The 25,790-nt window shown below is 52.5% G+C and carries 29 protein-coding genes; 14 read left to right on the top strand and 15 right to left on the bottom strand.

Annotated elements, in window-relative coordinates:
* Positions 1-7: 7 nt before the first annotated feature.
* The 3 genes from hslV to rraA all read left to right on the top strand — a co-directional run bounded on the left by hslV (position 8) and on the right by rraA (position 2,532).
* Entirely contained in the window at positions 8-538 is a 531-nt protein-coding gene (gene hslV, locus C1N59_RS00865) for an ATP-dependent protease subunit HslV (RefSeq protein ID WP_006121303.1), read from the top strand.
* A gap of 10 nt (positions 539-548) precedes the next feature.
* Positions 549-1,886, top strand: a complete 1,338-nt coding sequence (gene hslU / locus C1N59_RS00860; protein ID WP_006121302.1) for an HslU--HslV peptidase ATPase subunit — start codon at positions 549-551, stop codon at positions 1,884-1,886.
* Between the two features lie 160 nt (positions 1,887-2,046).
* Positions 2,047-2,532 (top strand): ribonuclease E activity regulator RraA, encoded by a 486-nt coding sequence (gene rraA, locus C1N59_RS00855; protein ID WP_006121301.1) that lies wholly within the window; start codon positions 2,047-2,049, stop codon positions 2,530-2,532.
* A 54-nt stretch (positions 2,533-2,586) separates the two neighbouring features.
* Here the strand turns inward: rraA and zapB are convergent, their stop codons facing one another.
* Positions 2,587-2,826 (bottom strand): cell division protein ZapB, encoded by a 240-nt coding sequence (gene zapB / locus C1N59_RS00850; RefSeq protein WP_006121300.1) that lies wholly within the window; start codon positions 2,824-2,826, stop codon positions 2,587-2,589.
* A gap of 418 nt (positions 2,827-3,244) precedes the next feature.
* Here zapB and C1N59_RS00845 point away from each other — a divergent pair, with 418 nt between their 5' ends.
* The 3 genes from C1N59_RS00845 to glpX all read left to right on the top strand — a co-directional run bounded on the left by C1N59_RS00845 (position 3,245) and on the right by glpX (position 6,739).
* Entirely contained in the window at positions 3,245-4,093 is an 849-nt protein-coding gene (locus tag C1N59_RS00845) for an MIP/aquaporin family protein (protein WP_394550184.1), read from the top strand.
* A 29-nt stretch (positions 4,094-4,122) separates the two neighbouring features.
* Positions 4,123-5,634 carry a glycerol kinase GlpK gene (glpK, locus tag C1N59_RS00840; RefSeq protein ID WP_039342527.1) on the top strand — a complete coding sequence of 504 codons (1,512 nt, stop codon included), beginning with the start codon at positions 4,123-4,125 and terminating at the stop codon, positions 5,632-5,634.
* Between the two features lie 94 nt (positions 5,635-5,728).
* Positions 5,729-6,739 carry a class II fructose-bisphosphatase gene (glpX, locus tag C1N59_RS00835; protein ID WP_394550183.1) on the top strand — a complete coding sequence of 337 codons (1,011 nt, stop codon included), beginning with the start codon at positions 5,729-5,731 and terminating at the stop codon, positions 6,737-6,739.
* On the opposite strand, the gene emrD is transcribed toward glpX, so the two are convergent.
* Positions 6,729-7,922 (bottom strand): multidrug efflux MFS transporter EmrD, encoded by a 1,194-nt coding sequence (gene emrD, locus C1N59_RS00830; protein ID WP_269751336.1) that lies wholly within the window; start codon positions 7,920-7,922, stop codon positions 6,729-6,731. The genes glpX and emrD overlap by 11 nt on opposite strands.
* A 270-nt stretch (positions 7,923-8,192) precedes the next feature.
* Between emrD and fpr the strand changes: the two genes are divergently transcribed.
* Positions 8,193-8,939 (top strand): ferredoxin--NADP(+) reductase, encoded by a 747-nt coding sequence (fpr, locus tag C1N59_RS00825; protein ID WP_033738099.1) that lies wholly within the window; start codon positions 8,193-8,195, stop codon positions 8,937-8,939.
* Here the strand turns inward: fpr and C1N59_RS00820 are convergent.
* Complete coding sequence (locus C1N59_RS00820) at positions 8,930-9,364, bottom strand: DUF805 domain-containing protein (RefSeq protein WP_006121293.1); 435 nt, start codon at positions 9,362-9,364, stop codon at positions 8,930-8,932. The genes fpr and C1N59_RS00820 overlap by 10 nt on opposite strands.
* 98 nt (positions 9,365-9,462) lie before the next feature.
* Here C1N59_RS00820 and C1N59_RS00815 point away from each other — a divergent pair, with 98 nt between their 5' ends.
* Together C1N59_RS00815 and tpiA are read left to right on the top strand one after the other, a co-directional pair.
* Positions 9,463-10,053, top strand: a complete 591-nt coding sequence (locus C1N59_RS00815; protein ID WP_006121292.1) for a DUF1454 family protein — start codon at positions 9,463-9,465, stop codon at positions 10,051-10,053.
* Positions 10,054-10,173: 120 nt separating this feature from the next.
* Positions 10,174-10,941, top strand: a complete 768-nt coding sequence (gene tpiA, locus C1N59_RS00810; RefSeq protein WP_033738096.1) for a triose-phosphate isomerase — start codon at positions 10,174-10,176, stop codon at positions 10,939-10,941.
* A gap of 31 nt (positions 10,942-10,972) precedes the next feature.
* Here tpiA and C1N59_RS00805 read toward each other — a convergent pair whose 3' ends face one another.
* The 6 genes from C1N59_RS00805 to cpxP form a co-directional block, all read right to left on the bottom strand.
* Positions 10,973-11,746 carry a CDP-diacylglycerol diphosphatase gene (locus tag C1N59_RS00805; RefSeq protein ID WP_164483240.1) on the bottom strand — a complete coding sequence of 258 codons (774 nt, stop codon included), beginning with the start codon at positions 11,744-11,746 and terminating at the stop codon, positions 10,973-10,975.
* A gap of 108 nt (positions 11,747-11,854) precedes the next feature.
* Positions 11,855-12,844 (bottom strand): sulfate ABC transporter substrate-binding protein, encoded by a 990-nt coding sequence (locus tag C1N59_RS00800; RefSeq protein WP_394550182.1) that lies wholly within the window; start codon positions 12,842-12,844, stop codon positions 11,855-11,857.
* Positions 12,845-12,982: 138 nt separating this feature from the next.
* A complete protein-coding gene (gene pfkA, locus C1N59_RS00795; RefSeq protein WP_006121288.1) occupies positions 12,983-13,945 on the bottom strand; it encodes a 6-phosphofructokinase in 963 nt (320 codons plus the stop codon).
* A gap of 205 nt (positions 13,946-14,150) precedes the next feature.
* Complete coding sequence (gene fieF, locus C1N59_RS00790; RefSeq protein WP_006121287.1) at positions 14,151-15,053, bottom strand: CDF family cation-efflux transporter FieF; 903 nt, start codon at positions 15,051-15,053, stop codon at positions 14,151-14,153.
* A 231-nt stretch (positions 15,054-15,284) separates the two neighbouring features.
* The gene (locus C1N59_RS00785; protein ID WP_028723167.1) at positions 15,285-15,449 is read right to left on the bottom strand and encodes a KGG domain-containing protein; all 165 of its coding nucleotides are present in this window, start codon (positions 15,447-15,449) and stop codon (positions 15,285-15,287) included.
* Between the two features lie 435 nt (positions 15,450-15,884).
* Entirely contained in the window at positions 15,885-16,394 is a 510-nt protein-coding gene (gene cpxP, locus C1N59_RS00780; protein WP_054632879.1) for a cell-envelope stress modulator CpxP, read from the bottom strand.
* A gap of 148 nt (positions 16,395-16,542) precedes the next feature.
* Here cpxP and cpxR point away from each other — a divergent pair, with 148 nt between their 5' ends.
* From cpxR to trmL, 3 genes are read left to right on the top strand one after another with little or no spacing between them, the layout of a single operon-like run.
* Positions 16,543-17,241 carry an envelope stress response regulator transcription factor CpxR gene (gene cpxR, locus C1N59_RS00775; protein ID WP_006121283.1) on the top strand — a complete coding sequence of 233 codons (699 nt, stop codon included), beginning with the start codon at positions 16,543-16,545 and terminating at the stop codon, positions 17,239-17,241.
* Entirely contained in the window at positions 17,238-18,617 is a 1,380-nt protein-coding gene (gene cpxA / locus C1N59_RS00770) for an envelope stress sensor histidine kinase CpxA (RefSeq protein WP_006121282.1), read from the top strand. The genes cpxR and cpxA overlap by 4 nt, the downstream gene beginning before the upstream one ends.
* A gap of 35 nt (positions 18,618-18,652) precedes the next feature.
* Complete coding sequence (gene trmL, locus C1N59_RS00765; protein WP_054632878.1) at positions 18,653-19,126, top strand: tRNA (uridine(34)/cytosine(34)/5-carboxymethylaminomethyluridine(34)-2'-O)-methyltransferase TrmL; 474 nt, start codon at positions 18,653-18,655, stop codon at positions 19,124-19,126.
* Here the strand turns inward: trmL and cysE are convergent.
* The 5 genes from cysE to C1N59_RS00740 form a co-directional block, all read right to left on the bottom strand.
* Entirely contained in the window at positions 19,123-19,944 is an 822-nt protein-coding gene (gene cysE, locus C1N59_RS00760) for a serine O-acetyltransferase (RefSeq protein WP_006121280.1), read from the bottom strand. The genes trmL and cysE overlap by 4 nt on opposite strands.
* Positions 19,945-20,011: 67 nt before the next feature.
* The gene (gene gpsA, locus C1N59_RS00755) at positions 20,012-21,028 is read right to left on the bottom strand and encodes an NAD(P)H-dependent glycerol-3-phosphate dehydrogenase (protein WP_199227875.1); all 1,017 of its coding nucleotides are present in this window, start codon (positions 21,026-21,028) and stop codon (positions 20,012-20,014) included.
* The gene (secB, locus tag C1N59_RS00750; protein ID WP_006121277.1) at positions 21,028-21,492 is read right to left on the bottom strand and encodes a protein-export chaperone SecB; all 465 of its coding nucleotides are present in this window, start codon (positions 21,490-21,492) and stop codon (positions 21,028-21,030) included. The genes gpsA and secB overlap by 1 nt, the downstream gene beginning before the upstream one ends.
* 38 nt (positions 21,493-21,530) lie before the next feature.
* Positions 21,531-21,785, bottom strand: a complete 255-nt coding sequence (gene grxC / locus C1N59_RS00745; RefSeq protein WP_033738087.1) for a glutaredoxin 3 — start codon at positions 21,783-21,785, stop codon at positions 21,531-21,533.
* Between the two features lie 16 nt (positions 21,786-21,801).
* Positions 21,802-22,233: a rhodanese-like domain-containing protein gene (locus C1N59_RS00740; protein ID WP_006121275.1), complete on the bottom strand. Its 432-nt coding sequence runs from the start codon at positions 22,231-22,233 to the stop codon at positions 21,802-21,804.
* 252 nt (positions 22,234-22,485) lie between these two features.
* Here C1N59_RS00740 and envC point away from each other — a divergent pair, with 252 nt between their 5' ends.
* Both envC and C1N59_RS00730 read left to right on the top strand, forming a co-directional pair.
* On the top strand, positions 22,486-23,787 hold the full coding sequence (gene envC, locus C1N59_RS00735; RefSeq protein ID WP_039342507.1) for a murein hydrolase activator EnvC: 1,302 nt from the start codon (positions 22,486-22,488) through the stop codon (positions 23,785-23,787).
* Positions 23,788-24,699: a divergent polysaccharide deacetylase family protein gene (locus C1N59_RS00730; protein WP_054686816.1), complete on the top strand. Its 912-nt coding sequence runs from the start codon at positions 23,788-23,790 to the stop codon at positions 24,697-24,699. It abuts the gene before it with no gap.
* 62 nt (positions 24,700-24,761) lie between these two features.
* Here the strand turns inward: C1N59_RS00730 and tdh are convergent, their stop codons facing one another.
* Complete coding sequence (gene tdh / locus C1N59_RS00725; protein WP_054686814.1) at positions 24,762-25,790, bottom strand: L-threonine 3-dehydrogenase; 1,029 nt, start codon at positions 25,788-25,790, stop codon at positions 24,762-24,764.

Below are 25,790 nucleotides of genomic sequence, written 5' to 3'. Positions count from 1 at the left end.
TCTGCCCGTGACAACAATAGTAAGTGTTCGACGCAACGGCCAGGTAGTGATTGGCGGTGATGGCCAGGCTACGCTCGGTAATACCGTAATGAAAGGCAACGTTAAAAAAGTGCGTCGTCTTTACAACGATAAAGTCATTGCTGGCTTCGCTGGCGGTACCGCCGATGCCTTTACCCTGTTTGAACTCTTCGAACGTAAACTTGAAATGCATCAGGGCCATCTGGTGAAAGCGGCCGTTGAGCTGGCGAAAGACTGGCGCACCGATCGGATGTTGCGCCGTCTTGAAGCGCTACTGGCGGTGGCCGATGAATCCGCCTCGCTGATTATCAGTGGTAATGGTGACGTCATTCAGCCTGAAAACGATCTTATTGCCATCGGTTCAGGCGGTCCCTTCGCCCAGGCGGCGGCGCGCGCACTCCTGGAGAATACAGAGCTGGGCGCACGTGACATCGTTGAGAAATCGCTGAATATCGCTGGCGATATTTGCATCTACACTAACCACAACGTTAATTTTGAAGAATTAACGTCTAAGTCGTAAGGATTTAACCATGTCTGAAATGACTCCACGCGAAATCGTCAGCGAACTGAACCGCTTTATCATTGGTCAGGACAGCGCCAAGCGCGCCGTGGCCATCGCGCTGCGTAATCGCTGGCGCCGTATGCAGCTTGATGAAGAGTTGCGTCACGAAGTGACACCGAAAAACATTCTCATGATCGGCCCGACCGGTGTGGGTAAAACGGAAATTGCTCGCCGACTGGCAAAACTGGCTAATGCCCCCTTCATCAAGGTGGAAGCTACCAAGTTCACCGAAGTGGGTTATGTCGGTAAAGAAGTCGACTCCATCATTCGCGACCTGACGGACTCCGCGATTAAAATGGTGCGTAGCCAGGCCATTGAGAAGAACAAATACCGCGCAGAAGAAATGGCGGAAGAGCGCATCCTGGATGTCCTCATCCCGCCGGCAAAAAATAACTGGGGACAGGCTGAACACACCAGTGAGCCCTCATCTGCGCGTCAGTCTTTCCGTAAGAAGCTGCGTGAAGGCCAGCTTGATGATAAAGAAATTGAGATCGACTTAGCCGTAACAGGGCCGGGTGTAGAAATCATGGCACCGCCGGGCATGGAAGAGATGACCAGCCAGCTACAGTCCATGTTCCAGAATCTGGGTGGTCAAAAGCAAAAGCCACGCAAACTCAAAATCAAAGAAGCGATGAAGCTGCTGATTGAAGAGGAAGCGGCCAAGCTGGTTAACCCGGAAGAACTGAAACAGGATGCTATCGACGCGGTTGAACAGCACGGCATCGTCTTCATCGATGAGATCGATAAGATCTGTAAACGCGGCGGCCAAAACGCCGGTGGCCCCGATGTTTCGCGCGAAGGTGTCCAGCGCGACCTGCTGCCACTGGTAGAGGGCTGTACCGTGTCGACAAAACATGGCATGGTTAAAACTGACCATATACTGTTTATCGCCTCGGGCGCATTCCAGGTGGCCAGCCCGTCTGATTTGATTCCTGAGCTGCAGGGCCGTTTACCGATTCGCGTTGAACTGCAGGCGCTGACGGTCAATGATTTCGAACGCATTCTGACTGAACCGAATGCCTCCGTCACCGTACAGTACAAAGCGCTGATGAATACCGAAGGCGTGAACATTCACTTCACCGACGATGGTATTCGACGCATCGCGGAAGCGGCCTGGCAGGTCAACGAAACGACCGAGAACATCGGTGCGCGTCGTCTCCATACCGTACTGGAGCGCCTGATGGAAGATATTTCTTACGATGCCAGCGATCGCAGCGGTGAGTCCGTAACCATCGATGCTGATTACGTCGGCAAGCATCTGGATGAACTGGTTGCAGATGAAGATTTAAGCCGCTTTATTCTGTAACTCTCCGCGTCCATGCGTTGTATCAAAGCCCAGACATTACGTCTGGGCTTTTTTCTGCATGCGATTGATGCAGGACCGTTTTTTTACGGTTGATGATTTTGCCAACAATTAGCATAAAGCGATATACTTAGCGCTCCTGTGGCAAACAGACGAAACCCTTATGAAATACGATACTTCTGAACTCTGCGACATCTACCACGAAGAAGTGAATGTTGTTGAACCGCTTTTCTCAAATTTCGGTGGGCGGACCTCATTCGGCGGTCAGATAACCACAGTGAAATGCTTTGAAGATAACGGCCTGCTTTACGATCTGTTGGAAGAAAATGGCCGGGGTCGCGTACTGTTAATTGATGGTGGAGGCTCAGTGCGGCGTGCGTTAGTGGATGCACAACTTGCGCGTCTGGCAGCACAGAATGAGTGGGAAGGCATCGTCGTTTACGGCTCAGTTCGTCAGGTTGACGAACTGGAAGAGCTGGAAATTGGTATCCAGGCCATTGCAGCCATTCCGGTGGGCGCAGCGGGCGAAGGGATTGGTGAAAGCGATGTGCGCGTGAATTTTGGTGGCGTCACTTTTTTCTCAGGCGATCACCTTTATGCGGACAACACCGGGATGATTTTGTCGGAAGACCCGCTTGATATTGAATAATATCTGCAAACGAAAACGGGTGCCAATGGCACCCGTTTTCGTATCAGCAGAGGCTTAAACCTCTTCCATTTTTCCCAACAAGGCACGCAGACGTTCTTGCCAGACATGCTGCTCCTCTTTCAAATGCTGATTTTCACGCATCAGAGCTTCGTGGTTGCCGGCTGCGTTCTGCGCCTCATTGCGCAGGTTGTTGTTCTGCTCTTTCAGCTCTTCAATTTCCATTTGCAGCAAGGTGATAGTATCAATCGCCTGCTGTACTTTCGCTTCCAGTTTCTCAAACACTTCAAATGACATCTTTCTGACCTCTCCTAAAATCCTGCAAGGCGTTGATGATGCCAGCTTTCGCACACAAGGCGTTTACCAGCAACGTTGTCCCGATTGTATGTAGCCTCATCCCGCAAGTCCAGCAACGCAGGCCTGCAGTCCACCGTCAGTACCACTTTTCAGCCTATCCCTAAAAACCACTTTTTGCGGCGCACATTACTGTCAGAGCCTGAAGAAAGCCCGCAGAAAGGCACTTAATGGCGCTTAAAGAAAACTAAAACACGCGAAAACGCGCATTTTTTTGACGCGCCACACAAAAATTGATTTCGCTATTTCTCGTTTATGCTCGTTAACGATAAATTAACATCAGCCCTACAACGAAGATGGGTGACTCACGGACTGAGAACAAAAACTGATAAAATTTAACCTCGCTTCAGGAACAACTATCATGAGTCAGACTACAACCACACTCAAAGGTCAGTGTATTGCCGAATTTCTGGGTACCGGTTTGATCCTGTTTTTCGGCGCGGGTTGTGTTGCCGCGCTTAAGCTGGCTGGTGCCTCTTTTGGCCAATGGGAAATCTGTATCATCTGGGGCTTAGCCGTTTCAATGGCGGTCTACCTCAGTGCTGGCGTATCAGGCGCCCACCTCAATCCAGCCGTTACGATTGCACTCTGTCTTTTCGCTAATTTTGAAGGCCGCAAAGTCGTGCCTTATATCCTGTCTCAGGTCGCAGGCGCATTCTGTGGCGCAGCGCTGGTATATGGTCTTTACTACAGCTTGTTTATCAATTTCGAACAAAGTCATAACATGGTGCGCGGTTCAGTTGAAAGCCTGAGTCTGGCCGGCATTTTCTCTACCTATCCCAATCCACAGATTTCCGTGGGCCAAGCGTTCCTGGTAGAAATGGTCATCACCGCGGTATTGATGTCTGTGATTATGGCGTTGACGGATGACGGCAACGGCGTTCCACGTGGTCCAATGGCACCCCTGTTGATTGGCCTGCTGGTAGCAGTGATTGGCGGTTCAATGGGTCCACTGACCGGCTTTGCACTGAACCCGGCTCGTGATTTCGGACCTAAAGTTTTCGAATGGCTGGCTGGCTGGGGCTCCGTTGCCTTTACTGGCGGCCATCAGATCCCTTATTTCCTTGTGCCAATTTTTGGTCCACTGGTCGGTGCTTGCCTGGGTGCCTTTGGTTATCGCGCCCTCATTGGTCGCCATTTACCCGGCGCGGTGATTGCCTCACCCACCACTGACAAACCGATTGCGTCCGCGCATGAACGTAAAGCGTAAGTTCCACTTTTATCATCAGGAATGAATTTATGACTACCACCGATAAAAAATACATCGTCGCTCTGGATCAGGGCACAACCAGTTCACGCGCTGTTGTGCTGGATCATGACGCTAACATTGTGGCGGTATCGCAACGCGAATTTACTCAAATCTATCCCAAAGCAGGCTGGGTAGAACATGACCCTATGGATATTTGGGCGTCCCAGAGTTCAACGCTCGTAGAAGTGCTGGCCCATGCTGATATTCGTTCTGATGAAATCGCCGCTATCGGCATTACGAACCAGCGTGAAACGACCATCGTCTGGGATAAAGAAACGGGCAAGCCAGTTTATAATGCCATTGTCTGGCAGGATCCCCGTACCGCTGACTACTGTCACAAGCTGAAGAGTGAAGGGCTGGAAGAATACATTCAGCACACCACGGGTCTGGTGATTAACCCCTACTTCTCCGGCACCAAAGTAAAATGGATTCTTGATAACGTTGAAGGTGCGCGTGAGCGTGCAAAACGTGGCGAATTGCTGTTCGGTACTGTGGATACCTGGCTGGTCTGGAAAATGACTCAGGGACGTGTGCATATCTCCGATTACACGAATGCCTCACGTACCATGTTGTTCAACATCCACACACTTGAATGGGATCAACGCCTGTTGGATGTCCTTGATATCCCGCGTGAAATGTTACCAGAAGTGAAATCTTCGTCTGAAGTATACGGACAGACCAACATCGGTGGTAAAGGCGGTACGCGTATTCCTATCGCCGGTATTGCAGGTGACCAGCAGGCTGCGCTTTATGGTCAAATGTGCGTGCAGCCGGGAATGGCGAAAAACACCTACGGCACTGGCTGCTTTATGCTGATGAACACCGGTACCGAAGCGGTGACCTCAACGCACGGTCTGCTGACGACTATTGCCTGTGGCCCGCGTGGAGAAGTGAACTACGCGCTGGAAGGTGCCGTCTTTATCGGTGGTGCAGCCATTCAGTGGTTACGCGATGAGATGAAGTTGATTAGCGATGCAGCTGACTCTGAATATTTCGCGATGAAAGTGAAAGATTCCAACGGCGTATATATGGTGCCAGCCTTTACCGGTCTGGGCGCACCTTACTGGGATCCCTATGCGCGTGGTGCGCTGTTCGGCCTGACACGTGGTGCGAATGCAAACCACATCATCCGTGCAACACTGGAGTCCATCGCTTACCAGACGCGTGACGTCCTTGAAGCCATGCAAAACGATGCTAACACACGTCTTCAGTCACTCCGTGTCGACGGTGGTGCCGTTGCCAATAACTTCCTGATGCAGTTCCAGTCTGACATTCTGGGTACGCGCGTTGAGCGTCCAGAAGTGCGCGAAGTCACAGCGCTGGGTGCCGCCTATCTGGCAGGTCTGGCCGTTGGCTTCTGGAAAGACCTGGATGAAGTTCGTGCTAAAGCTGTCGTTGAGCGCGAATTCCGTCCAACTCTTGAAACCACAGAGCGTAACTTCCGCTACGCCGGCTGGAAAAAAGCCGTTGCGCGCGCGCAAGCGTGGGAAGAAAAAGAGTAATCTGCCCTATGCCCGTGACCTCGGCTGTCACGGGCCTTTTCCCCGCCTTCTCCCTCCGCTACACTGCCTGCCTGTTTTTTGTCAGGTGCCTACAATGAAACGAGAACTTGCCATTGAATTTTCCCGCGTAACCGAAGCTGCCGCGCTGGCAGGCTATAAATGGTTAGGACGCGGCGACAAAAACGCGGCCGACGGTGCGGCGGTCCATGCCATGCGTCACGTCTTAAATACCATCCAGATCGACGGCCAGATTGTGATTGGCGAAGGGGAAATCGACGAAGCCCCGATGCTTTATATCGGCGAGAAAGTGGGAACCGGTCAGGGTGACGCAGTAGATATTGCGGTCGATCCCATTGAAGGCACACGCATGACGGCGATGGGACAAGCCAATGCGCTTGCCGTCATGGCCGTAGGCGATAAAGGCACCTTTCTTCATGCGCCTGACATGTATATGGAGAAGCTGATCGTGGGTCCGGCGGCGCGCGGCCATATAAATCTGAACCAACCGCTTGAGCTTAACCTGCGTAATATCGCGATCGCTATGAATAAACCGTTGTCACAGCTCACCGTATCGATCCTGGCCAAGCCGCGCCATGACGCTGTCATTCAGCAGCTTAAAGCGCTGGGCGTACGCATTTTTGCCTTTCCCGATGGCGACGTTGCGGCATCCATACTGACCTGTATGCCGGACAGTGAAATTGACGTGATGTACGGGATTGGCGGCGCACCTGAAGGCGTGGTTTCAGCCGCCGTTATCCGTGCGCTGGATGGTGATATGCAAGGCAGATTACTGGCACGTCACCATGTGAAAGGTGACACGGAGGAAAACCGCCGCATTGGCGAATATGAACTGAAACGGTGTGCTGGTATGGGAATCGAAGCCGGAAAGGTCCTGCCACTTCAGACGATGGCGCGCAATGATAATGCCGTTTTTGCGGCCACCGGCATCACCAGCGGCGACCTGCTGAAAGGTATTACTCGTCAGGGCAATATGGCCACCAGCGAAACGCTGTTAATACGCGGCAAATCGCGCACGATTCGCCGCATTCAGTCTGTACATTATCTCGACCGTAAAGATCCAGCTCTGCACCCTTTTATCCTGTAACCGCCTGATTGTCACCTGCTGGCTGGCGCGAAAGCGGTAGCCAGCAGAGCAGCATCACCAGCGCCGTGACGAACATCAGCATGCCAAGACTGAACTGATCGCGCTGTGGCATCAACGCCGACAAAGAAGCGACCAGCCCGGACCCCAGGTTCTGCATACCACCAATCAATGCACCCGCGCTTCCTGCCAGCCAGGCATAGGGTTCCATGGCACCCGATGTCGCCAGGGGAAACAGCATCCCCGCGCCAAAGAAGAACAGCGATGCCGGTATCAATAACGTCCAGATAGTCATGATGCCAAACCAGGCAGGCACCCACATCAGCACTGCTGCCAGCAGGCAACTGTTGACGCCAAACCACATCAGGCTGTGCCAGGAACGCTGCTCACGCCCGGCAAACCATGCCCCAAAGAAGGCGGCCGGGATGGGCAGAATGAACAAGATACTGACGGTAAAACTGTTCAGACCCAGTACGCCGCCCAGCAGCACACCACAGCTGGCCTCAAAGACGGCAATGCCTGACAGCGCACCAATCAGCAGTACCAGATAGCGGACAAAATTCGCATCGCGTAACAGACGAATGTAACGTTTAAGGAACGGCGTTACTTCGGCGCTGACCGGGCGTGTTTCCGGCAACCAGCACGCCATAGTCACCGTCACGATCATGCATAACAGCAGTAAAAAAGCGAAACAGGCATGCCAGCCAAACAGTTGTGTCAACGCTGCGCCAATCACTGGCGCGACTAACGGGCTGGCAAGCACGCCCATGTTGAGCCAGCTGTTCGCCTGACGTAACGCATGGCCATTATAGAGGTCGCGCGGCATGGTCCGCGCCATCACCCCGGCCACGCCAGTGCCCGCGCCCTGAATCGCACTGCCAATGACCAGCATATCCAGTGATGAAGCCAGTAAGGCGATCATTGATCCGATCATAAAGATCGCCATGCCCGCCAGGATCACCGGACGGCGTCCTACGCTGTCAGACAACGGGCCATAGATCAGCTGCGATCCACCATAGGTCATTAAATAGGCCGCCATGACATGTTGCATCATGCCGTTACGCACCTGCAGTGCGTCCGCCATTGCCGCCATTGCCGGCACATAAATGGTCTGAGCCATCTGCCCTACTGCGACCAATGCGATGAGCATGATCAACAACGGGCGATTTTCTATCTTCTTCATCATCATTGAACAAAAATTCTGTATGAAAAGGAACGTTTAAACAGCACAACTAACGGCTGAAACAGGTTGTGGCAGGAAAATATCAGGATTACGTGACAAAGCGAGTGATTCACACAAAGTGGGTGCGCCATTCACGTCAATAAATGCAACCAGGATGTAAACTTAATATTACAGTTTGTCGATTAGAGCCTTTGCCCCGTTACCGACTGGTAATCTGTCAGAGCAGTAGCGAAGATGTTTATCCGCCTGACTATCAACGCTTAAGGAGTCACTATGGCCGAGTGGATCAATGCGCAAGTGAAGGAAGTGAAAAACTGGACCGATGCGCTGTTTAGCCTGCGGGTTAAGGCACCGATTGCCCCCTTCCATGCCGGACAGTACGCAAAACTGGCACTCGAAATTGAGGGCGAACGTGTGCAGCGAGCTTACTCTTACGTCAATGCACCCAATGACGACCTGCTTGAGTTCTACTTAGTCACCGTACCCGACGGCAAATTAAGCCCGCATCTGCAGGCGCTGCGCCCCGGTGATCAGGTGATGATCACCAAAGATGCGGCGGGCTTTTTTATTCTGGATGAAGTCCCTGAGTGTCAAACATTATGGATGCTGGCGACCGGTACCGCCGTGGGCCCTTACCTGTCGATCCTGCAACAGGGCGAAGGCCTGGATCGCTTCGATAATATCGTCCTGGTCCATGCCGCCCGTTATGCCGCCGACCTGAGCTTTTTACCGCTGATGCAGCAACTCCAGCAAATCTATAACGGTAAGTTGCAGATCATCACGGTTGTCAGCCGTGAGGAAAGTCTGGGGTCGCTGACGGGACGCATTCCGGCCCTGATTGAGAATGGCAAGCTGGAGCAGGCAGCAGGGTTAGCCATTGACGCAGAGACCAGCCATGTCATGGTTTGTGGTAATCCACAGATGGTACGTGATACGCAGCAGTTACTGAAAGAGACGCGCGGTATGCGCAAGCACCTTAAGCGCAAACCCGGCCATATCACCAGCGAAAACTACTGGTAAGGCGCGCGTTTCAGACGCAAGGGCACCGGCGCGGCACCAAAGCGGTTGTCGCCGACGGTGCCACGAAACACCCCCAGATCCAGAATCAATCCGGCCAGGATAATAAAGGGCAGTACGCGCCCGATGAGCCACTGTAACACTTCTCCCGTCATGCTCCAGTTGCCTGCCATCAGTAGCCAGGCGGCAATCAGCAGCAGAGCCCAGTAGCCCCGGCGATCGCGATCGTGCAGGCGTTTAACCACAATCGCGCTGGCAGGCCACAATAAGCAGACGATGCCAAACGCAGCCATCTGAGTGTCCAGCAGATCGTTACCTGCCAGGAAAAACAGCAGGCTGGTTAGCAGTACCCAGATTGCCTGCCAGAGCCAAAAATCCCGACGCCCTACGCGCCCGCGAAAAGAGAAAAACCATTGCTGGATTATCATGCACTTTCCTTAGACAAAATTTTACGCTGCACACTTTTGACCTTGAAGATAAAAACCGTTCTAATTTGGCATCGAGTTTATTGGTCAGAGCCGACAAAATGAAGAATTTGCCAGGCGTACTGTTGCTGAGCGTCGCGCTGACGGTTCCGGTATTTGCCGCCGATCCGCAACCCCTCGACAAGGCTGAACACATGCCAACCGCACCCTATCTGTTACCGGGCGCACCCACGCTGGACATGACCATTGGCCAGTTTCGTGAAAAATACAACCTGGCCAATCCCCAATTGCCGCTCAGGGAATACAGTGCCATTGATACGCGCGATGAAAAGAGCGATCTGACACGCGCCGCCACCAAAATTAATGAAACCCTTTATTCTTCTACGGCGCTTGAGCCGGGCACGGGCAAAATCAAAACATTGCAGATCACGTGGCTGCCGATTCCGGGGCCTGACCAGAGTGCCTCGCAGGCTAAGGCGCTTGATTATATGACCGCCATGTTACGTTTTTTTGTGCCGGGACTCACGCAGGAAGAAGGGCGAAAAAAGCTGGAAACGCTGCTTAAAGCCGGTAAAGGCTCACGATACTATGAGCACGTTGAAGGCGCACTGCGTTTCGTGGTTTCAGATAACGGGGATAAAGGACTCACCTTTGCCATTGAGCCGGTAAAACTGGCGCTGGCTACGCCCTGATGGACGGGGCAAAAATGACGAAAAGCAAAGCCATGGCATTATTTGATCTCTATACTGTCTGGCAGACAACGTTGCCCCAGGGCAGCGCCATTTCATGTATCGCGTTATGCGGAGGATAGAATGCGACATCCACTGGTTATGGGTAACTGGAAGTTGAATGGCAGCAAGCATATGACAGCCGAACTGATCGACGGTCTGCGCAAAGAACTGTCGGGCGTGGAAGGCTGTGGCGTTGCTATTGCCCCCCCTGCGCTCTATCTTGATCAGGCTAAACATGCTGTCTCCGGTAGCCATATTGCACTGGGTGCTCAAAACGTTGATGTAAACCTGTCTGGCGCATTTACCGGCGAGATTTCCGCTGAGATGCTGAAAGATATTGGCGCGAAGTACATCATCATTGGTCACTCAGAACGCCGCACTTACCATAAAGAAAGCGATGAATTCATTGCGAAAAAATTTGCCGTCTTAAAAGCAGCGGGTCTGGTGCCGGTTCTGTGCATCGGCGAAACCGAAGCCGAAAATGAAGCAGGCAAAACCGAAGAAGTGTGTGCACGTCAGCTTGATGCTGTACTGACCACTCAGGGTGCCGAAGCATTTAAAGATGCGGTTATCGCTTACGAACCCGTCTGGGCGATTGGCACGGGTAAATCAGCCACCCCAGCGCAGGCGCAGGCCGTTCACAAATTCATTCGTGACCATATCGCGAAAAAAGATGCTGCTGTCGCTGAGCAAGTGATTATTCAGTACGGTGGTTCAGTCAACGATAAAAATGCAGCCGAGCTGTTTACGCAGCCGGACATTGACGGTGCCCTGGTTGGCGGTGCGTCACTGAAAGCCGATGCATTTGCGGTCATCGTTAAAGCAGCCGCGGCAGCCAAACAAGGCTGACCTGGCGCTTAGTCCATTCTGAGCGGCCAAATCAGGCCGCTTTTTTTATGGGTTGCAGTAACGCGCAGTCGTGATCCTGCACTTCCTCAGCGGAACCTTTATTTAACAACAGCCAGTTGCGCTCCACTGCCATCAGTATCAACCGCCCATCAGACAAGCGCGCTAACGCGAGGCCGTAGCGGCCCATCTCATCGCGTGCATGCGGTATCTCAGCGGCCAGACGGATAAATACGCTTTGCTCTGCCAGCTCGGCTTCACTCAGCGTACGCACGTGATAAGGATGACTGAGAAAGGTGACGGCTTTCCATTCCGGTGTGAACGTGGGTGTCAGCGCATCCAGTTGCTTTCTCACATCAGGCCGAAGGCATGAAAGATGAATATGAAGCTGATTCTGGGTACGGCCGTACTGGGAATTGATGGCCAGTGACAGCACACTGTCGTTGATAGGCTTGCCATATTTTTGCGCCACGACGCCTCTGTCCTGCCAGGCCAGGTCAAAATAATTCGGCGTGTCTGAACGGAGCAACTGTGGGCTTTCGATTCCGGTGATTTTATCAATGGGGATGAGCAGATACTGAAGGGGGCCGTTTCGGTCTTTCAACAGCGCGTAGCGGTGCTGCAGATCAACGTGCTGACACGGCGCGGGTTGACCATGCGTGAGCTGATCGGGCAGACACTTTTCACTGACGATTTGCCAAAGCGCATCCGCATTCGTTTTAACATGCGTAGCCGCAACCAGGATCCCTGCGCCAATCAATACCAGCAGAAGCGCAATGATGATGAAGGCCCGACGATTTGCCTGCATTGTTATCTTCCCCTGACTGTTTTCATTCGCATCCTCACCTGACAGCGCGTAAATGTCACGCATAAAAAAACCAGCGTTTCCGCTGGCTTCAAGAATAACCGGTAAGGATTACGGCTTCATGATCTGATCATAGGTGCCGCCATCAGCGAAGTGCGTTTTTTGCGCCTTCGCCCAGCCGCCAAACTTATCGTCGATGGTAAACAGTTTTACCGGCGCAAACGTACTGGCGAACTTCTTCGCGACCTCTTCATTGCGCGGACGATAATAGTTTTCAGCCGCAATCGTCTGCCCTTCCGTCGAGTAGAGATATTTCAGATAGGCTTCCGCCACCTGACGCGTTCCCTTCTCATCGACCACCTTATCCACGACGGACACAGTTGGCTCCGCGAGAATCGATTCACTTGGCGTCACAATTTCAAATTTGTCTTTACCCAGTTTATTGACCGCCAGGTAGGCTTCGTTTTCCCAGGCGATCAGGACATCACCAATACCGCGCTCTACAAAGGTATTGGTTGCGCCGCGCGCACCGGAATCCTGCACTTCAACATGCTTAAACAGATCTTTCACGTAACGCTGTGCTTTTGCCTGATCGCCGTTGTTATGATCCAGTGCCCAGCCCCAGGCAGCCAGATAATTCCAGCGAGCGCCGCCTGACGTTTTAGGATTTGGGGTAATCACCGAAACGCCGGGCTTGATAAGATCGCTCCAGTCATGGATGCCTTTAGGATTGCCTTTACGCACCAAAAAGACAATCGTGGAGGTATAAGGCGCGGAGTTGTCGGGCAGACGTTTAATCCAGTCTTTATCAATACGACCGCGATCAGCAATTGCATCAACGTCCGACTGCAGCGCCAGCGTCACCACATCAGCACGAATACCGTTGATGACAGAAGTCGCCTGTTTACCTGAACCGCCGTGCGACTGGCGGATGAGCACGTTGTCGCCCGTTTCCTGTTTGTAGTGCGCGCTAAAGGCCTTGTTGTACTGCTCGTAGAGTTCCCGGGTAGGATCATAAGAAACGTTTAGCAGCTGAATATCCTTCGCCAGAACACTGCCAGATGCCAGTAACAACCCTAAACCCACGGCCCATTTATTCATTGCGCACTCTCCCCATTCATGATGAGACAAGCGTGACATAAACGTGATTATAGCTAAAAGAATTAAAAATAAGCGGTTATAACTTTGGGGAATATGAGGAAGGCATAAGGGCATGCCGTTAAGCATGCCCGGTAATACTTAGTACAGCTGCTTAGCCGTATCCATCCAGTCACGCTTAAATGGACGTTTCATATTTTCAATGGCATCAATGATATCGTGATGGACCATCTTGTCATTCTGGATACCTACACACCGGCCACCGTAGCCCTGCATCAGCAACTCAATCGAATAGGCACCCATGCGCGACGCAAGAATGCGGTCATAAGCGCAGGGCGCGCCGCCGCGCTGGATATGACCAAGTACCGTGGCGCGCGTTTCGCGTTTGGTTTCTGTTTCGATGAAACGCGCCAGGTCGTCGATATCACAGATGTGCTCCGTAATAGCTACGATCGCGTGCTTTTTACCTTTCGCAATACCGGCTTTAATCTCTGCCACCAGTTCCTCACGAGTGTAAGGAATCTCAGGTAACACGATAAATTCACATCCCCCGGCAATAGCCGCAGCCAGCGTCAGGTCGCCACAGTAACGGCCCATGACTTCAACAATCGAGATGCGCTGATGCGATGACGACGTATCACGCAGGCGGTCAATGGCTTCGACGACCGTTTCCAGCGCCGTAAAGTAGCCGATGGTGTAATCTGTCCCGGCCACGTCGTTGTCAATCGTGCCTGGCAGACCGATACACGGAAAGCCCATTTCGGTGAGCCGCTTGGCCCCCATATACGAACCGTCGCCACCGATCACCACTAAGGCATCAATGCCCCGCTTTTTCAGGTTCTCGATTGCTACCTGGCGGACATCATCATTACGAAACTCAGGAAAACGTGCAGAACCCAGGAACGTGCCGCCGCGATTGATCATATCTGACACACTGTAGCGGTCGAGGTTGATCATGCGATCTTCATATAAACCCTGATAGCCGTCATAGATACCAAAAACTTCCAGCCCTTCGCTTAATGCGGAGCGAACTACACCGCGAATGGCTGCGTTCATGCCTGGGGCGTCACCGCCGCTGGTCAGTACACCAATTTTTTTGATCATGACAACCTCTGGATTGTTCAAAACTAAGGGTTAATCCGGCCTGTGCAACGCTGATGAACACTGATGTGGTAAGCGCGACATATGATGGCAGATAGTATATCAAAGGCCTGATGCTGAATTGATTCAGGTCAGACAACTTTTCACTAATTTTTTTAGCAATGTTAGCTGCATGTCATTTTCATCTTTCTAACGTCTTTCCTGTGCGTCAGAAATTGAATGCATCCTGTTTCTCTGACGGTACCACAGAACAGGGATCCTGATGAATAATGACGTCCGACCCGGGAAAGGCTTCGCGTAATGCTTTTTCAACCTGATCGGCGATTCGGTGTGCCTGCACTAACGGTAATTGATCTTCCAGCTCTACGTGAAGCTGAATAAATTTCGTCGGGCCAGACTGACGCGTCCGCACATCATGAACGCCTTGCACACCGGGCCAGTTTGATGAAATCGCAATAATATGTTGTCGTTCTTCATCGGGTAAGGCTCTGTCCAACAGGGACTGAACGGCTTCATAGCCCATCCGAAGTGCGCTGACGAGAATATACACGCCAATGCCCAGCGCAAACAGTGCATCGGCGCGAGCGAATCCGTAGCTGGTTAACACCAGCGCGACCAAAATTGCCCCGTTCATGAAAACATCGGATTGATAATGCAGCATATCGGCGCGAATCGCCTGACTGCGTGTTTTTCGTACGACCCAGCGCTGGAAAGCCACCAGCAGTAATGTCGAAATGAGAGCCAGCACCGTCACGATAATGCCCATACCGGGCGATCGTAGTTCATTCGGGGAAGCGAGATGCTGAATACCCGTCAGAAAGAGGAAAAGTGCCGAACCTGAAATGAACATGCTTTGCGCCAGGGCGGCCAGCGATTCCGCTTTACCGTGGCCAAAGGTGTGATCGGCGTCAGCGGGCTGAAGGGAATAGCGCACCACCAGCAGGTTTGTCAGGGAAGCGGCAATGTCCACCAGCGAATCAACCATGGCAGCCAGCAGGCTAACCGATCCGGTATACCACCAGGCAAAAATCTTGATAATTAACAAGGTTGTCGCCAGCAGCGTCGCCGCAATCGCCGCAGATTTAACCCACTTTCCATACGAAGCCTGCATGCCACACTCCATGAACATCATGACTGAAGAGATAAAATAACAGCAGAGAAGGGCTAAGTTTAACACTGACGCAGGCGATGCGCCCGACTGATACCGTTCGGACAGAGTGATGAGGGATAAGATGGGAAGAGATAATACGACTTCGCCCCATCGGGTAACGATGGGGCGAAGGATTGCTTACCTAAGTAAGCGCCAAATCAACGTGCAGATTTGGTTCAGTGCTCAGCAAAATTATTTTTTGCCGCCTTTCTTGCCCGCTTCGGAGGCTTTTTCGGGGTTATTTTTGAAATTACCGCCGCCGCCGTTGCCGCTGCTCTTTCCGCCTTTTTTACCGGCTTCAGAGGCTTTTTGCGGGTTGTCTGCGAAATTACCTGAACCACCACGATGCTCTGCCATAATTTACTCCATTAATAGATTAATTCGGACTACATGATGTGGTTGCTGCTCTCCGTTAATTTCAGAAGTGCATCGGCTTCCTTGCTGAGACAATATAAGTGTAGGCGAGGCCGGATAAGGTGCAAGCGGAGCGGGATATTTACAGCCCCTTGAAAAGCAAGGAAAATGCATAAATAAATTAATGTAATCTTTATATTTATCAATCGATTGGAAATAACTCACGACCTGTAAAACAGATCGGCAAGACAATAATAACAGACAGGAAAGCGTGCGTAAGAAAAATAAAAAAACGTTGCCATTCAATCGTCCAGATCATTTTTTCGCGCACTGTAAAACTACAGTAAATAATGGCGAAAAACAGATAAAAAAAACCCCCTCATCATGAGGGGGAAGACAGGGATGTGTCTATGGCAAGGAAAACAGGGATACTATTTACTACTGGTTACTACTGGTACGACTTACGGGTTGCAGCGTCGAAGCTGGCTGCAAACTTGAGAGCTTACGCATGGCATTCAGGCGCTGCTCATAATTCTTCTGTAACGCGGCCTGCTGCTCAGGCGTTAACAGGTGGTACATCTGATTACGCACTCTCGCCATCTCAACTTGCTGTTCAACCTGAACTTTGGCGAGGGCCTCTGCCTTATCACGTATGGCCGCTTCGTTAAATTTATCTGCCGTCACCAAATCGTGCATGGCTGCGATATCATCAATATTCGTTGCCGGACGGTCATGTCGGGCTTGCTGCATAAGGTCACGCATTTGTTGTCGTTGATGTTCCGTCAACTCAATGCCGTCGAACATGTGACTTTGCGAATTTTGCGTCATACTGCCTGTCGTAAATCCGCCGTGATGCACCTCGTCAAGCACCATCGACTCTGCTGCTCCTGCGCTGGCGTGACTGAGAACCATCGCTGAGGCAAGAACGACGGCGGTTAATTTGCGCATCGTTTACTCCAGTTCGTTCTGTTTTGCGATTCAACGGTAGCCAGTGTACGGCGATAGCTGCAAACATCCGTCAGGGGGTGTAAAAGTACGTAAAGCGATGGATTGGTATCATAGGAACACGCTATTTTGCCTGCGGAGGGCTACAAAAATGAATAAAATCCTGTTGGTAGATGATGACCGCGAATTGACTTCGCTTTTAAAAGAACTATTAGAAATGGAAGGGTTTGAAGTGGTGGTTGCCAGCGATGGTGAGCAAGCACTGAATCTGCTCGATAACTCAATTGATTTGCTTTTACTGGATGTCATGATGCCCAAGAAAAACGGTATCGACACTCTGAAAGAATTACGCCAGCAGTATCAAACACCTGTGATTATGCTTACCGCCCGCGGAAGCGAGCTTGATCGTGTGCTGGGCCTTGAGCTGGGCGCCGATGACTATCTGCCTAAGCCCTTTAACGATCGGGAGCTGGTTGCGCGCATACGCGCTATCCTGCGCCGTTCGAACTGGAGCGAACAACAGCAGCAGCACGATAACAGCTCACCTACGCTGGAAGTGGACTGCCTGCGCCTGAACCCGGGCCGTCAGGAAGCCAGTTTCGATAACGAAACGCTGGATCTCACCGGTACAGAATTCACCCTGTTGTACCTTTTGGCTCAGCATTTAGGTCAGGTTGTCTCGCGCGAGCATCTTAGCCAGGAGGTGCTGGGCAAACGCCTGACGCCTTTTGACCGTGCCATCGATATGCACATCTCGAACCTGCGCCGTAAACTCCCTGAACGTCGCGATGGGCATCCGTGGTTCAAGACCTTACGTGGCCGCGGTTATTTGATGGTTTCGGCATCATGATAGGCAGTTTGACTACCCGCATCTTTGCTATTTTCTGGCTGACGCTGGCACTGGTATTGATGCTGGTGCTCATGGTACCTAAGCTTGATTCACGCCAGATGACGGCGCTGCTGGAAAGCGAGCAGCGCCAGGGCACGATGATCGAGCAGCACGTTGAAGCCGAGCTGTCACGCGATCCGCCTAATGATTTGATGTGGTGGCGGCGCTTATTTCGCGCTATTGAGAAGTGGGCTCCACCCGGCCAACGTTTACTCCTGGTCACCAGCGAAGGCCGGGTCATCGGCGCACAGCATAATGAAATGCAGGTCATTCGTAACTTCATCGGTCAGTCAGATAACGCCGATCACCCACAGAAGAAGAAATATGGCCGGGTAGAGATGGTAGGTCCTTTCGCCGTCCGGGATGGAGAGGATAACTATCAGCTGTATCTGATCCGCCCCGCCAGCAGCTCTCAGCTGGATTTTATTAATCTGTTGTTTGATCGCCCTTTGCTGCTGCTCATTGTTACCATGCTGATTAGCTCACCGCTTCTGTTGTGGCTGGCATGGAGCCTGGCGCGTCCTGCACGGAAACTTAAATATGCCGCGGACGAAGTTGCCAGCGGTAATCTGCGCCAGCATCCTGAACTGGAATCAGGCCCACAGGAATTTCTGGCGGCAGGTTCCAGCTTTAACCAGATGGTCAGTGCGCTGGAACGGATGATGAACGGTCAGCAGCGCTTACTGTCTGATATCAGCCACGAATTACGCACGCCGCTAACGCGATTACAGCTGGCGACCGCCCTGCTGCGCCGCCGTCATGGTGAAGGCAAAGAGCTGGAACGTATAGAGACGGAAGCACAACGCCTCGATGGCATGATTAATGACCTACTGGTGCTGTCGAGGACCCAGCATAAGAACGCGCTGGTCAGCGAGGCCATGAAGGCAAATCAGCTGTGGAACGGCGTGCTGGAAGACGCCCGATTTGAAGCGGAACAAATGGGTAAGACACTGGAGATCCCTTATCCTCCGGGGCCATGGCCTTTGTATGGTAACCCCCATGCGCTTGAAAGTGCGCTGGAGAATATCGTGCGGAATGCGTTGCGCTACTCTCATACCCATATCAGCGTCAGTTTTTCCGTTGATATTTCAGGCATTACCGTTCACGTTGACGACGATGGTCCCGGCGTGAGCCCGGAAGATCGTGAGCAGATATTCCGACCGTTTTACCGCACTGACGAGGCGCGCGACCGAGAGTCCGGCGGCACCGGCCTGGGGCTGGCCATTGTGGAAACGGCCATTCAGCAGCATCGTGGCTGGGTAAAAGCAGATGACAGCCCACTGGGTGGTCTGCGTCTGACAATCTGGCTGCCACTTTACTCCTCTGGCAGACAATAATTTGCTATGCTTCGGCCCTCGTTACCGGGGGCCTTATGCTTAACATCGTACTCTTTGAACCAGAAATTCCACCCAATACAGGTAATATTATTCGCCTGTGCGCCAATACCGGCTTCCAGCTTCACCTTATCGAACCGCTGGGTTTTGCCTGGGACGACAAGCGCCTTCGTCGCGCGGGACTGGATTACCACGAGTTCACCGCCATTAAGTTCCATGCTGATTTTCAGGCGTTCATGATGACCGAGCAACCTGCGCGGCTGTTTGCGTTGACAACGAAGGGGACGCCCGCGCACAGTGCCGTCGCCTGGCAGCAGGGAGATTATCTGCTGTTTGGTCCAGAGAGTCGGGGCTTGCCCGCAGAGGTGCTACAGACGCTGCCTGCAGAGCAAAAAATACGGATTCCCATGCGGGCGGAAAGCCGCAGTATGAATTTATCAAATGCGGTATCCGTGGTGGTATACGAAGCCTGGCGCCAACTCGACTACGCTGGCGCGTTGATTAAGTCCTAAATTCCGTCACCAAACTGAAAGCCTGCGCCATTGCCGCTGAAATGCTGGTCCATATCCATGGACGGCTTTTCACTGCCGGGCTTGCCAACGATGCGCGCAGGCACGCCAGCGGCGGTGGTGTGAGGTGGAATGGGTTGCAGCACAACAGAGCCAGCACCAATCTTGGCACCGCGACCAACTTCAATATTGCCCAGAATTTTTGCACCTGCGCCAATCATGACGCCTTCGCGAATTTTCGGATGACGGTCGCCGCTGGTTTTACCGGTCCCGCCGAGCGTCACCGACTGCAGGATGGAGACATCGTTTTCCACGACGGCCGTTTCACCGATCACAATACCCGTAGCGTGATCCAGCATGATCCCGTGTCCAATTTTTGCGGCCGGATGAATGTCCACAGCAAAGGAAACGGACACTTCATTTTGCAGGTAAACGGCTAAGGCGCGTCGGCCTTCATTCCAAAGCCAGTGCCCGATACGATGGGCCTGAAGCGCATGAAAACCTTTCAGATACAGCAGCGGCGTCGAATATTTATCAACCGCAGGATCGCGCTGGCGTACGGCCTGAATATCGCAGGCAGCGGAAGCAATCATTGAGGGATCTTTTCGGTAGGCCTCTTCGACAACTTCACGAATCGCAATAGCAGGCATGATTGGATTCGCCAGCTTATTGGCCAGCATATAGCTCAGGGCGCTGCCCAGATTCTCATGCTTAAGCAATGTCGCATGATAAAAGCTGGCCAGCATTGGCTCGCAGTCTGCCAGCGCGCGTGCTTCTGCCTTAATGTTGTTCCAGACCAGTTCTAACTCATCAGACGACATGCTGTTTTCTCCCGATAAAAAAAGCGCCTTGACCGGCGCTACAGGTGATGACGCTTGGCTTCCTGCTTTAGTTTGTGCTGTTTTCGTCCTTCCGTGAACGCCCCAGCAGGCTTAATGCTGCATCTCGTGCCGGTTTTCCGCAATAGAGCACCTGATAAATCTGTTCGGTGATAGGCATTTCAACCCCTGTGCGTGCAGCCAGCGCTTTGACTTCTTTGGTATTTCTGTAGCCTTCTACAACTTGTCCGATAATGCGTTGTGCGCTATCGACATCTTCACCCTGCCCGAGCATCATGCCAAAACGGCGATTGCGCGATTGGTTATCAGTACAGGTCAGCACCAGATCGCCCAAACCGGCCATGCCCATAAATGTTGTGGCATCTGCGCCTAATGCCGCACCCAGACGACTCATCTCGGCCAGCCCGCGCGTAATTAACGCTGTGCGTGCATTCGCGCCAAAGCCGATGCCATCAGACATGCCAGCACCGATAGCAATGACGTTTTTCACCGCGCCGCCCAGTTGAACCCCAATAAAATCGGGATTGTTATAGACACGAAAGCTTTTGCCGCAGTGCAGTCGCTGTTGTAAATCCTCTGCGAACTGCGCGTCAGTAGCCGCCAGCGCAATCGCTGTCGGTAAACCCGCTGCCAGTTCTTTTGCAAAAGTGGGGCCGGAGATGACGGCCAGTGGAATCGTTTCGCCCAAAATGTCGCGGGCAACATCCTGCAGCAGACGACCCGTTTCCTTCTCCAGTCCTTTCGTTGCCCAGACGATGCGTGAGTCATCACGTAAACCGGGCTTTATCTGCGTCAGCACATCGCCGAAAACATGACTCGGTACAACAACCAACAAATCGCGGCTGGCGGCTATAACGGTATTCAGGTCAGGTTCAACAGTCAGATTATCGGGAAACGTTACATCTGGCAGGAAAGCACGGTTGCAGCGGTCGGACTGAAGTTGTGCCATATGGGCAGGATTGTGCCCCCACAGCAGCACCGGGTGGCCATTGCGGGCCAGCGTAATCGCCAAAGCGGTGCCGTATGAACCGGCACCGATGACGCTAATCGAAGCGTGAGTGGTCATCAGGCATCCTGATGTTGCGCTTCTTCGCCTTGCTGCTGCTGCAGATAATTCATAAACAGCGCATCAAAGTTCACTGGCGCAAGGTTAAGCTGCGGGAAGGTACCACGTGAAACCAGGCTGGTGATGCATTCGCGGGCATAAGGGAACAGGATATTTGGGCAGTAAGCGCCAAGGCAATGCGCCATCTGGGTACCTTCAATGCCACCGATGGTGAAAATACCTGCCTGCTGAACTTCACACAGGAAAGCGGTATCTTCGCCAACGGTTGCCGTAACGGTCACACGCAGCACCACTTCATACACTTCATCAGCCAGCTGCGAAGAGGCAGTATCCAGATCCAGCTTAACGTCTGGCTCCCACTCTTTCTGAAACACCTGCGGCGCATTGGGCGCTTCAAAAGAAATATCCTTCGTGTAAACGCGCTGAATCTGGAATTGCATTTCGTTAGTGTTATGTTCTGACATGTGACTAAGTCCTGTAAGTTAAAATGTCTGGCGTAAAACTACGCCTGAAGTAACGGATCTAAACCCTGACGATCGTTAAGTGCCATCAAATCGTCGCAGCCACCAATATGCTGGCCATCAATAAAGATCTGAGGCACTGTCGTGCGGCCGCTGCGCTTAATCATCTCTTCACGTTTTGCCATGTCCCCATCAATGGGGATCTCCTGGAACGCCGCGCCTTTCTCATTCAGCAGCGCTTTTGCGCGATGACAATACGGACAGGTTGGTTTGGTATAAATCTCAACGTTTGCCATAGGGACCTCAGGATGGTTATTTACCGCGAACTAACGGCAGATTTTCGCCGCTCCAACCGCTAATACCGTCTTTGAGCACGCTCACTTGATTGAAACCTGCCGCGCTCAGATGTGCAGCAGGATCGGCCGCGCTCTGCCCGGTAGCGCATACCACAATTATGGGCTGTGTTTTATGCTTTTCCAGCTCGCCAAAACTGCCTTTCTTGATATCAGCTGCAGCGACGTTGACCGCGCCCGAAATATGCCCCTTGCGGTAATCGTCGCGCGAACGCACGTCTACCACCACCGCATCCTCTTTGTTAATAAGTCGGGTTGCTTCGCCTCGACTGATCGTTTTTACTTTAGAGAACATCCCTTTAACGGTGGTCACAATCACCAGTATAAGTAAAACGACCCATGCCAGACTCAGGATGGGGTGATTGCTTGCAAACTGCATAATTTCTTGCATGAGGGGTAACGACTCCAGACCGGGCTAATAAGCTAAAACAAGGCTTCTGAGTATACCTGCGCCACTTCGCATGTACAGACGCTAAGCGGGCAGAGTGATAATTTGTGCGTCATTTTCCAAAAAAATTCACCGAATGGCAAAAATGTCGTGACGCTTATGCCTTGTACTGTTGAAAATGGTCACATTTAGGGAAGCAAAAGCCGGTCGGCAATGCTGGTAAGCAACTGTTCATCGTGGAATAATCATCGACCTATGAAGGGAAAGACAACTGCTCTGCCAACATGGACCCGTCACAACGGCGTTACCGTGCCGCTGTTTACACGCTTGTCCGTTCTGTCTTTTAGCCTGCTTTATGCGGGCCTGTTGTCATTGCCCTTACCCGGGCTGGCCGCTGATGATAACAAAGCGCAACTGAAATCCATTCAGCAGGAAATTGCTGAAAAAGAAAAAAGCGTTAAGGCGCAAAAAGCCCAGCGCAGCCAGTTGCTTAATCAGCTGCAAAGTCAGGAAAAAATCATTGCGCAGGCCAGCCGGCAGTTGCGTGAAACGCGCAATAGTCTGTCCGCCTTAAACAATGACATCGCGCAGGTCACCGCCTCCGTTGCCCACCTTGAGAAACAACAGGCTCAGCAGGAAAAACTGCTGGCAGAGCAACTGGATGCCGCTTTTCGTCAGGGCCAGCACAAGGGCCTGCAACTGCTGTTAGGTGGCGAAGAAAGTCAGCGCAGCGAGCGCATCCTGGCCTACTTTGGTTACCTGAACACGGCACGTCAGGAAAATATCACCGCCCTGCAAACTACCCGCAAGGAACTGGCTCAACAGCGCGCATCGCTGGAACAAAAACAGCAGCAGCAAAAATCGTTGTTAACTCAGCAGCAAGCACAGCAGGACAAACTTCAGCAAGCCAGTGCCGCCCGCAAAAAAACGCTAACCTCTCTGGAAAGTGCGCTGCAGAAAGATCAGGCTGATTTGGTCGAGATGCGGCAGAACGAAAGCCGCCTGCAAGACAAAATTGCCCGTGCCGAGCGAGAAGCACGTGAACGCGCCGCACGGGAAGCGCGTGAGGCTGAAAAAGTCCGCCAGCGTCAGGTGCAGGCAAAAGCGAAAGGCTCCAGCTATCAGCCAACCCAGAGTGAACGCGAACTGATGGCGCGCACAGGCGGGCTTGGGCGGCCAAATGGTCAGGACATCTGGCCAGTAAGAGGACGGATTGAGCATCGCTTCGGTGAGGAGCTTCAGGGCGAATTACGCTGGAAAGGGCTGGTCATTAACGCGCCTGAGGGCACAGAAGTTAAAGCCATTGCCGATGGTCGCGTGTTAATGGCTGACTGGTTACAGGGTTATGGCCTCGTCGTCGTGATTGAACATGGCAAAGGGGATATGAGCCTCTATGGTTACAACCAAAGCGCACTGGTCAGCGTCGGCGCTCAGGTAAAAGCAGGTCAGCCTATTGCCCTGGTCGGCACCAGCGGTGGCCGTGGTACACCTTCGCTCTACTTTGAAATCCGGCGTCAGGGTAAAGCGGTTAATCCACTTCCGTGGTTAGGAAAATAAGTGTTACGTCAGCGAAAGACCCTGGTTGCGCTGCTGAGTGGATTGCTGCTCAGCTTCGCAGCCCAGGCCGGTAAACTCGCCATTGTTATTGATGATGTCGGCTACCGGCCTACAGAAGAGAATAAAGTGTTGCAGATGCCGCAGGCGATATCGGTTGCCGTCCTCCCCGATGCGCCCTATGCACGTCAAATGGCAATCAAAGCGCATCAGGGCGGACACGAAGTCCTGATCCATCTGCCCATGGCCCCTCTCAGTAAGCAACCCCTTGAAAAAAACACGTTAACGCCCGAGATGAGCAGCGCCGAGATTGACCGCATCATCCGGAGTGCAGTAAATAACGTGCCTTATGCGGTGGGGCTGAATAACCATATGGGCAGCAAAATGACGTCCAGTCTGCCGGGTATGCAAAAAGTCATGCAGGCTCTTAACCAGTACAATCTGTACTTCCTTGACAGCATGACGATTGGCAACAGCCAGTCTGTACCCGCCGCCCAAGGCACGCATGTCAGAGTGCTAAAGCGCAGGGTCTTTCTGGACGACAGCCAGGACATCAACACCATCCGTCAGCAATTTAGTCGGGCAGTGAAACTGGCCGAGCGGGATGGCTATGCGATTGCGATTGGTCACCCGCACCCGAACACTGTGCGCGTGTTGCAACAAATGCTGCCCACTTTGCCTGCGGATATTACGCTGGTGACACCGGGTCAGTTATTAAATGAGCCGCTGCGTAACGGCAGTGCTTCGCCGGCAAAAACCCTGCCGCGCAATAAACCTGCGCAAGGCTTCCAGGCGCCAGGCGAATGTAAAGTGAAGCAACCACTGTCACCTGTGCCTGCTACGCGTGCACTGGGCGTGATTGGTGAGAGCATCGCTGAGAGCCCGCTGTATCGCCGTATTAATGCGCTTTTTTGACATACTCAGCATCGGCCTTAAACCCGATGCTGAGCGTCAACGTTAAAAAACAAAGGGCAACATTACGTCCAGCTCAGAATCACCTTTCCTGATTGCCCCGACCGCATATCATCAAAACCTCGCTGAAAGTCATCTATATCGTAGCGATGTGTAATGATCGGGGAGAGATCCAGACCTGACTGTATCAGTGCGGCCATCTTGTACCAGGTTTCAAACATCTCCCGCCCGTAAATGCCCTTAATAAACAGCCCTTTAAAAATCACCTGATTCCAGTCGATGGCCATTTCACCGGGCGGAATGCCCAGTAAGGCAATACGACCGCCGTGATTCATGACGTCAAGCAGGGTCCGAAAAGCAGGCGGTGCGCCCGACATTTCTAAGCCCACGTCAAAGCCCTCTCGCATATCGAGCGTATGCATGACCTCACGCAAGTCCTGTTTCGCCACGTTGACCGCACAGGTCACGCCCATTTTACGGGCCAGTTCAAGGCGATAATCATTAATGTCTGTGATGACGACATTTCGTGCACCCACATGACGACATACCGCCGCCGCCATGATTCCAATCGGCCCTGCCCCAGAGATCAGAACGTCTTCTCCCACCAGATCGAAGGACAAAGCGGTATGAACTGCGTTGCCAAACGGGTCAAAAATCGACGCCAGTTCGTCTGAAATATTGTCGGGAATTTTGAAGGCATTAAAGGCAGGGATCACCAGATATTCAGCAAAGCATCCCTGCCGGTTGACACCTACACCTTGCGTATTGCGGCATAAATGTGTCCGCCCTGCCCGGCAGTTACGGCAGTGCCCGCAGGTAATGTGACCTTCACCCGAAACGCGATCGCCAATCTGAAACCCTTTCACTTCCTGCCCCACAGCCACCACTTCGCCTACATATTCATGGCCAACAATCATGGGCACGGGGATCGTTTTACGGGACCAGTCGTCCCAGTTGTAAATATGTACATCGGTGCCGCAGATCGCGGTTTTGCGGATTTTGATCAGCAAATCGTTGTGGCCAGGCTCCGGAATGGGCGCATCGTTAACCATCCAGATACCCTGCTCTTTTTTCAGTTTCGCAAGTGCTTTCAT

The sequence above is a fragment of the Pantoea sp. SGAir0183 genome (assembly GCF_043545505.1).
This window is presented reverse-complemented; position numbering and strand designations above follow the sequence as displayed.

Coding starts and splice junctions, on each gene's coding strand:
- C1N59_RS00805 (WP_164483240.1), bottom strand. CDS start 11,746: ATGCAGGCAAATCGTCGGGCCTTCATCATCATTGCGCTTCTGCTGGTA.
- pfkA (WP_006121288.1), bottom strand. CDS start 13,945: ATGATCAAAAAAATTGGTGTACTGACCAGCGGCGGTGACGCCCCAGGC.
- C1N59_RS00800 (WP_394550182.1), bottom strand. CDS start 12,844: ATGAATAAATGGGCCGTGGGTTTAGGGTTGTTACTGGCATCTGGCAGT.
- trmL (WP_054632878.1), top strand. CDS start 18,653: ATGCTTAACATCGTACTCTTTGAACCAGAAATTCCACCCAATACAGGT.
- fpr (WP_033738099.1), top strand. CDS start 8,193: ATGGCCGAGTGGATCAATGCGCAAGTGAAGGAAGTGAAAAACTGGACC.
- emrD (WP_269751336.1), bottom strand. CDS start 7,922: ATGATGAAGAAGATAGAAAATCGCCCGTTGTTGATCATGCTCATCGCA.
- tpiA (WP_033738096.1), top strand. CDS start 10,174: ATGCGACATCCACTGGTTATGGGTAACTGGAAGTTGAATGGCAGCAAG.
- secB (WP_006121277.1), bottom strand. CDS start 21,492: ATGTCAGAACATAACACTAACGAAATGCAATTCCAGATTCAGCGCGTT.
- zapB (WP_006121300.1), bottom strand. CDS start 2,826: ATGTCATTTGAAGTGTTTGAGAAACTGGAAGCGAAAGTACAGCAGGCG.
- C1N59_RS00820 (WP_006121293.1), bottom strand. CDS start 9,364: ATGATAATCCAGCAATGGTTTTTCTCTTTTCGCGGGCGCGTAGGGCGT.
- C1N59_RS00815 (WP_006121292.1), top strand. CDS start 9,463: ATGAAGAATTTGCCAGGCGTACTGTTGCTGAGCGTCGCGCTGACGGTT.
- glpX (WP_394550183.1), top strand. CDS start 5,729: ATGAAACGAGAACTTGCCATTGAATTTTCCCGCGTAACCGAAGCTGCC.
- gpsA (WP_199227875.1), bottom strand. CDS start 21,028: ATGACCACTCACGCTTCGATTAGCGTCATCGGTGCCGGTTCATACGGC.
- tdh (WP_054686814.1), bottom strand. CDS start 25,790: ATGAAAGCACTTGCGAAACTGAAAAAAGAGCAGGGTATCTGGATGGTT.
- fieF (WP_006121287.1), bottom strand. CDS start 15,053: ATGCAGGCTTCGTATGGAAAGTGGGTTAAATCTGCGGCGATTGCGGCG.
- C1N59_RS00740 (WP_006121275.1), bottom strand. CDS start 22,233: ATGCAAGAAATTATGCAGTTTGCAAGCAATCACCCCATCCTGAGTCTG.
- cysE (WP_006121280.1), bottom strand. CDS start 19,944: ATGTCGTCTGATGAGTTAGAACTGGTCTGGAACAACATTAAGGCAGAA.
- cpxR (WP_006121283.1), top strand. CDS start 16,543: ATGAATAAAATCCTGTTGGTAGATGATGACCGCGAATTGACTTCGCTT.
- rraA (WP_006121301.1), top strand. CDS start 2,047: ATGAAATACGATACTTCTGAACTCTGCGACATCTACCACGAAGAAGTG.
- C1N59_RS00785 (WP_028723167.1), bottom strand. CDS start 15,449: ATGGCAGAGCATCGTGGTGGTTCAGGTAATTTCGCAGACAACCCGCAA.
- glpK (WP_039342527.1), top strand. CDS start 4,123: ATGACTACCACCGATAAAAAATACATCGTCGCTCTGGATCAGGGCACA.
- grxC (WP_033738087.1), bottom strand. CDS start 21,785: ATGGCAAACGTTGAGATTTATACCAAACCAACCTGTCCGTATTGTCAT.
- cpxA (WP_006121282.1), top strand. CDS start 17,238: ATGATAGGCAGTTTGACTACCCGCATCTTTGCTATTTTCTGGCTGACG.
- cpxP (WP_054632879.1), bottom strand. CDS start 16,394: ATGCGCAAATTAACCGCCGTCGTTCTTGCCTCAGCGATGGTTCTCAGT.
- C1N59_RS00845 (WP_394550184.1), top strand. CDS start 3,245: ATGAGTCAGACTACAACCACACTCAAAGGTCAGTGTATTGCCGAATTT.
- envC (WP_039342507.1), top strand. CDS start 22,486: ATGAAGGGAAAGACAACTGCTCTGCCAACATGGACCCGTCACAACGGC.
- hslU (WP_006121302.1), top strand. CDS start 549: ATGTCTGAAATGACTCCACGCGAAATCGTCAGCGAACTGAACCGCTTT.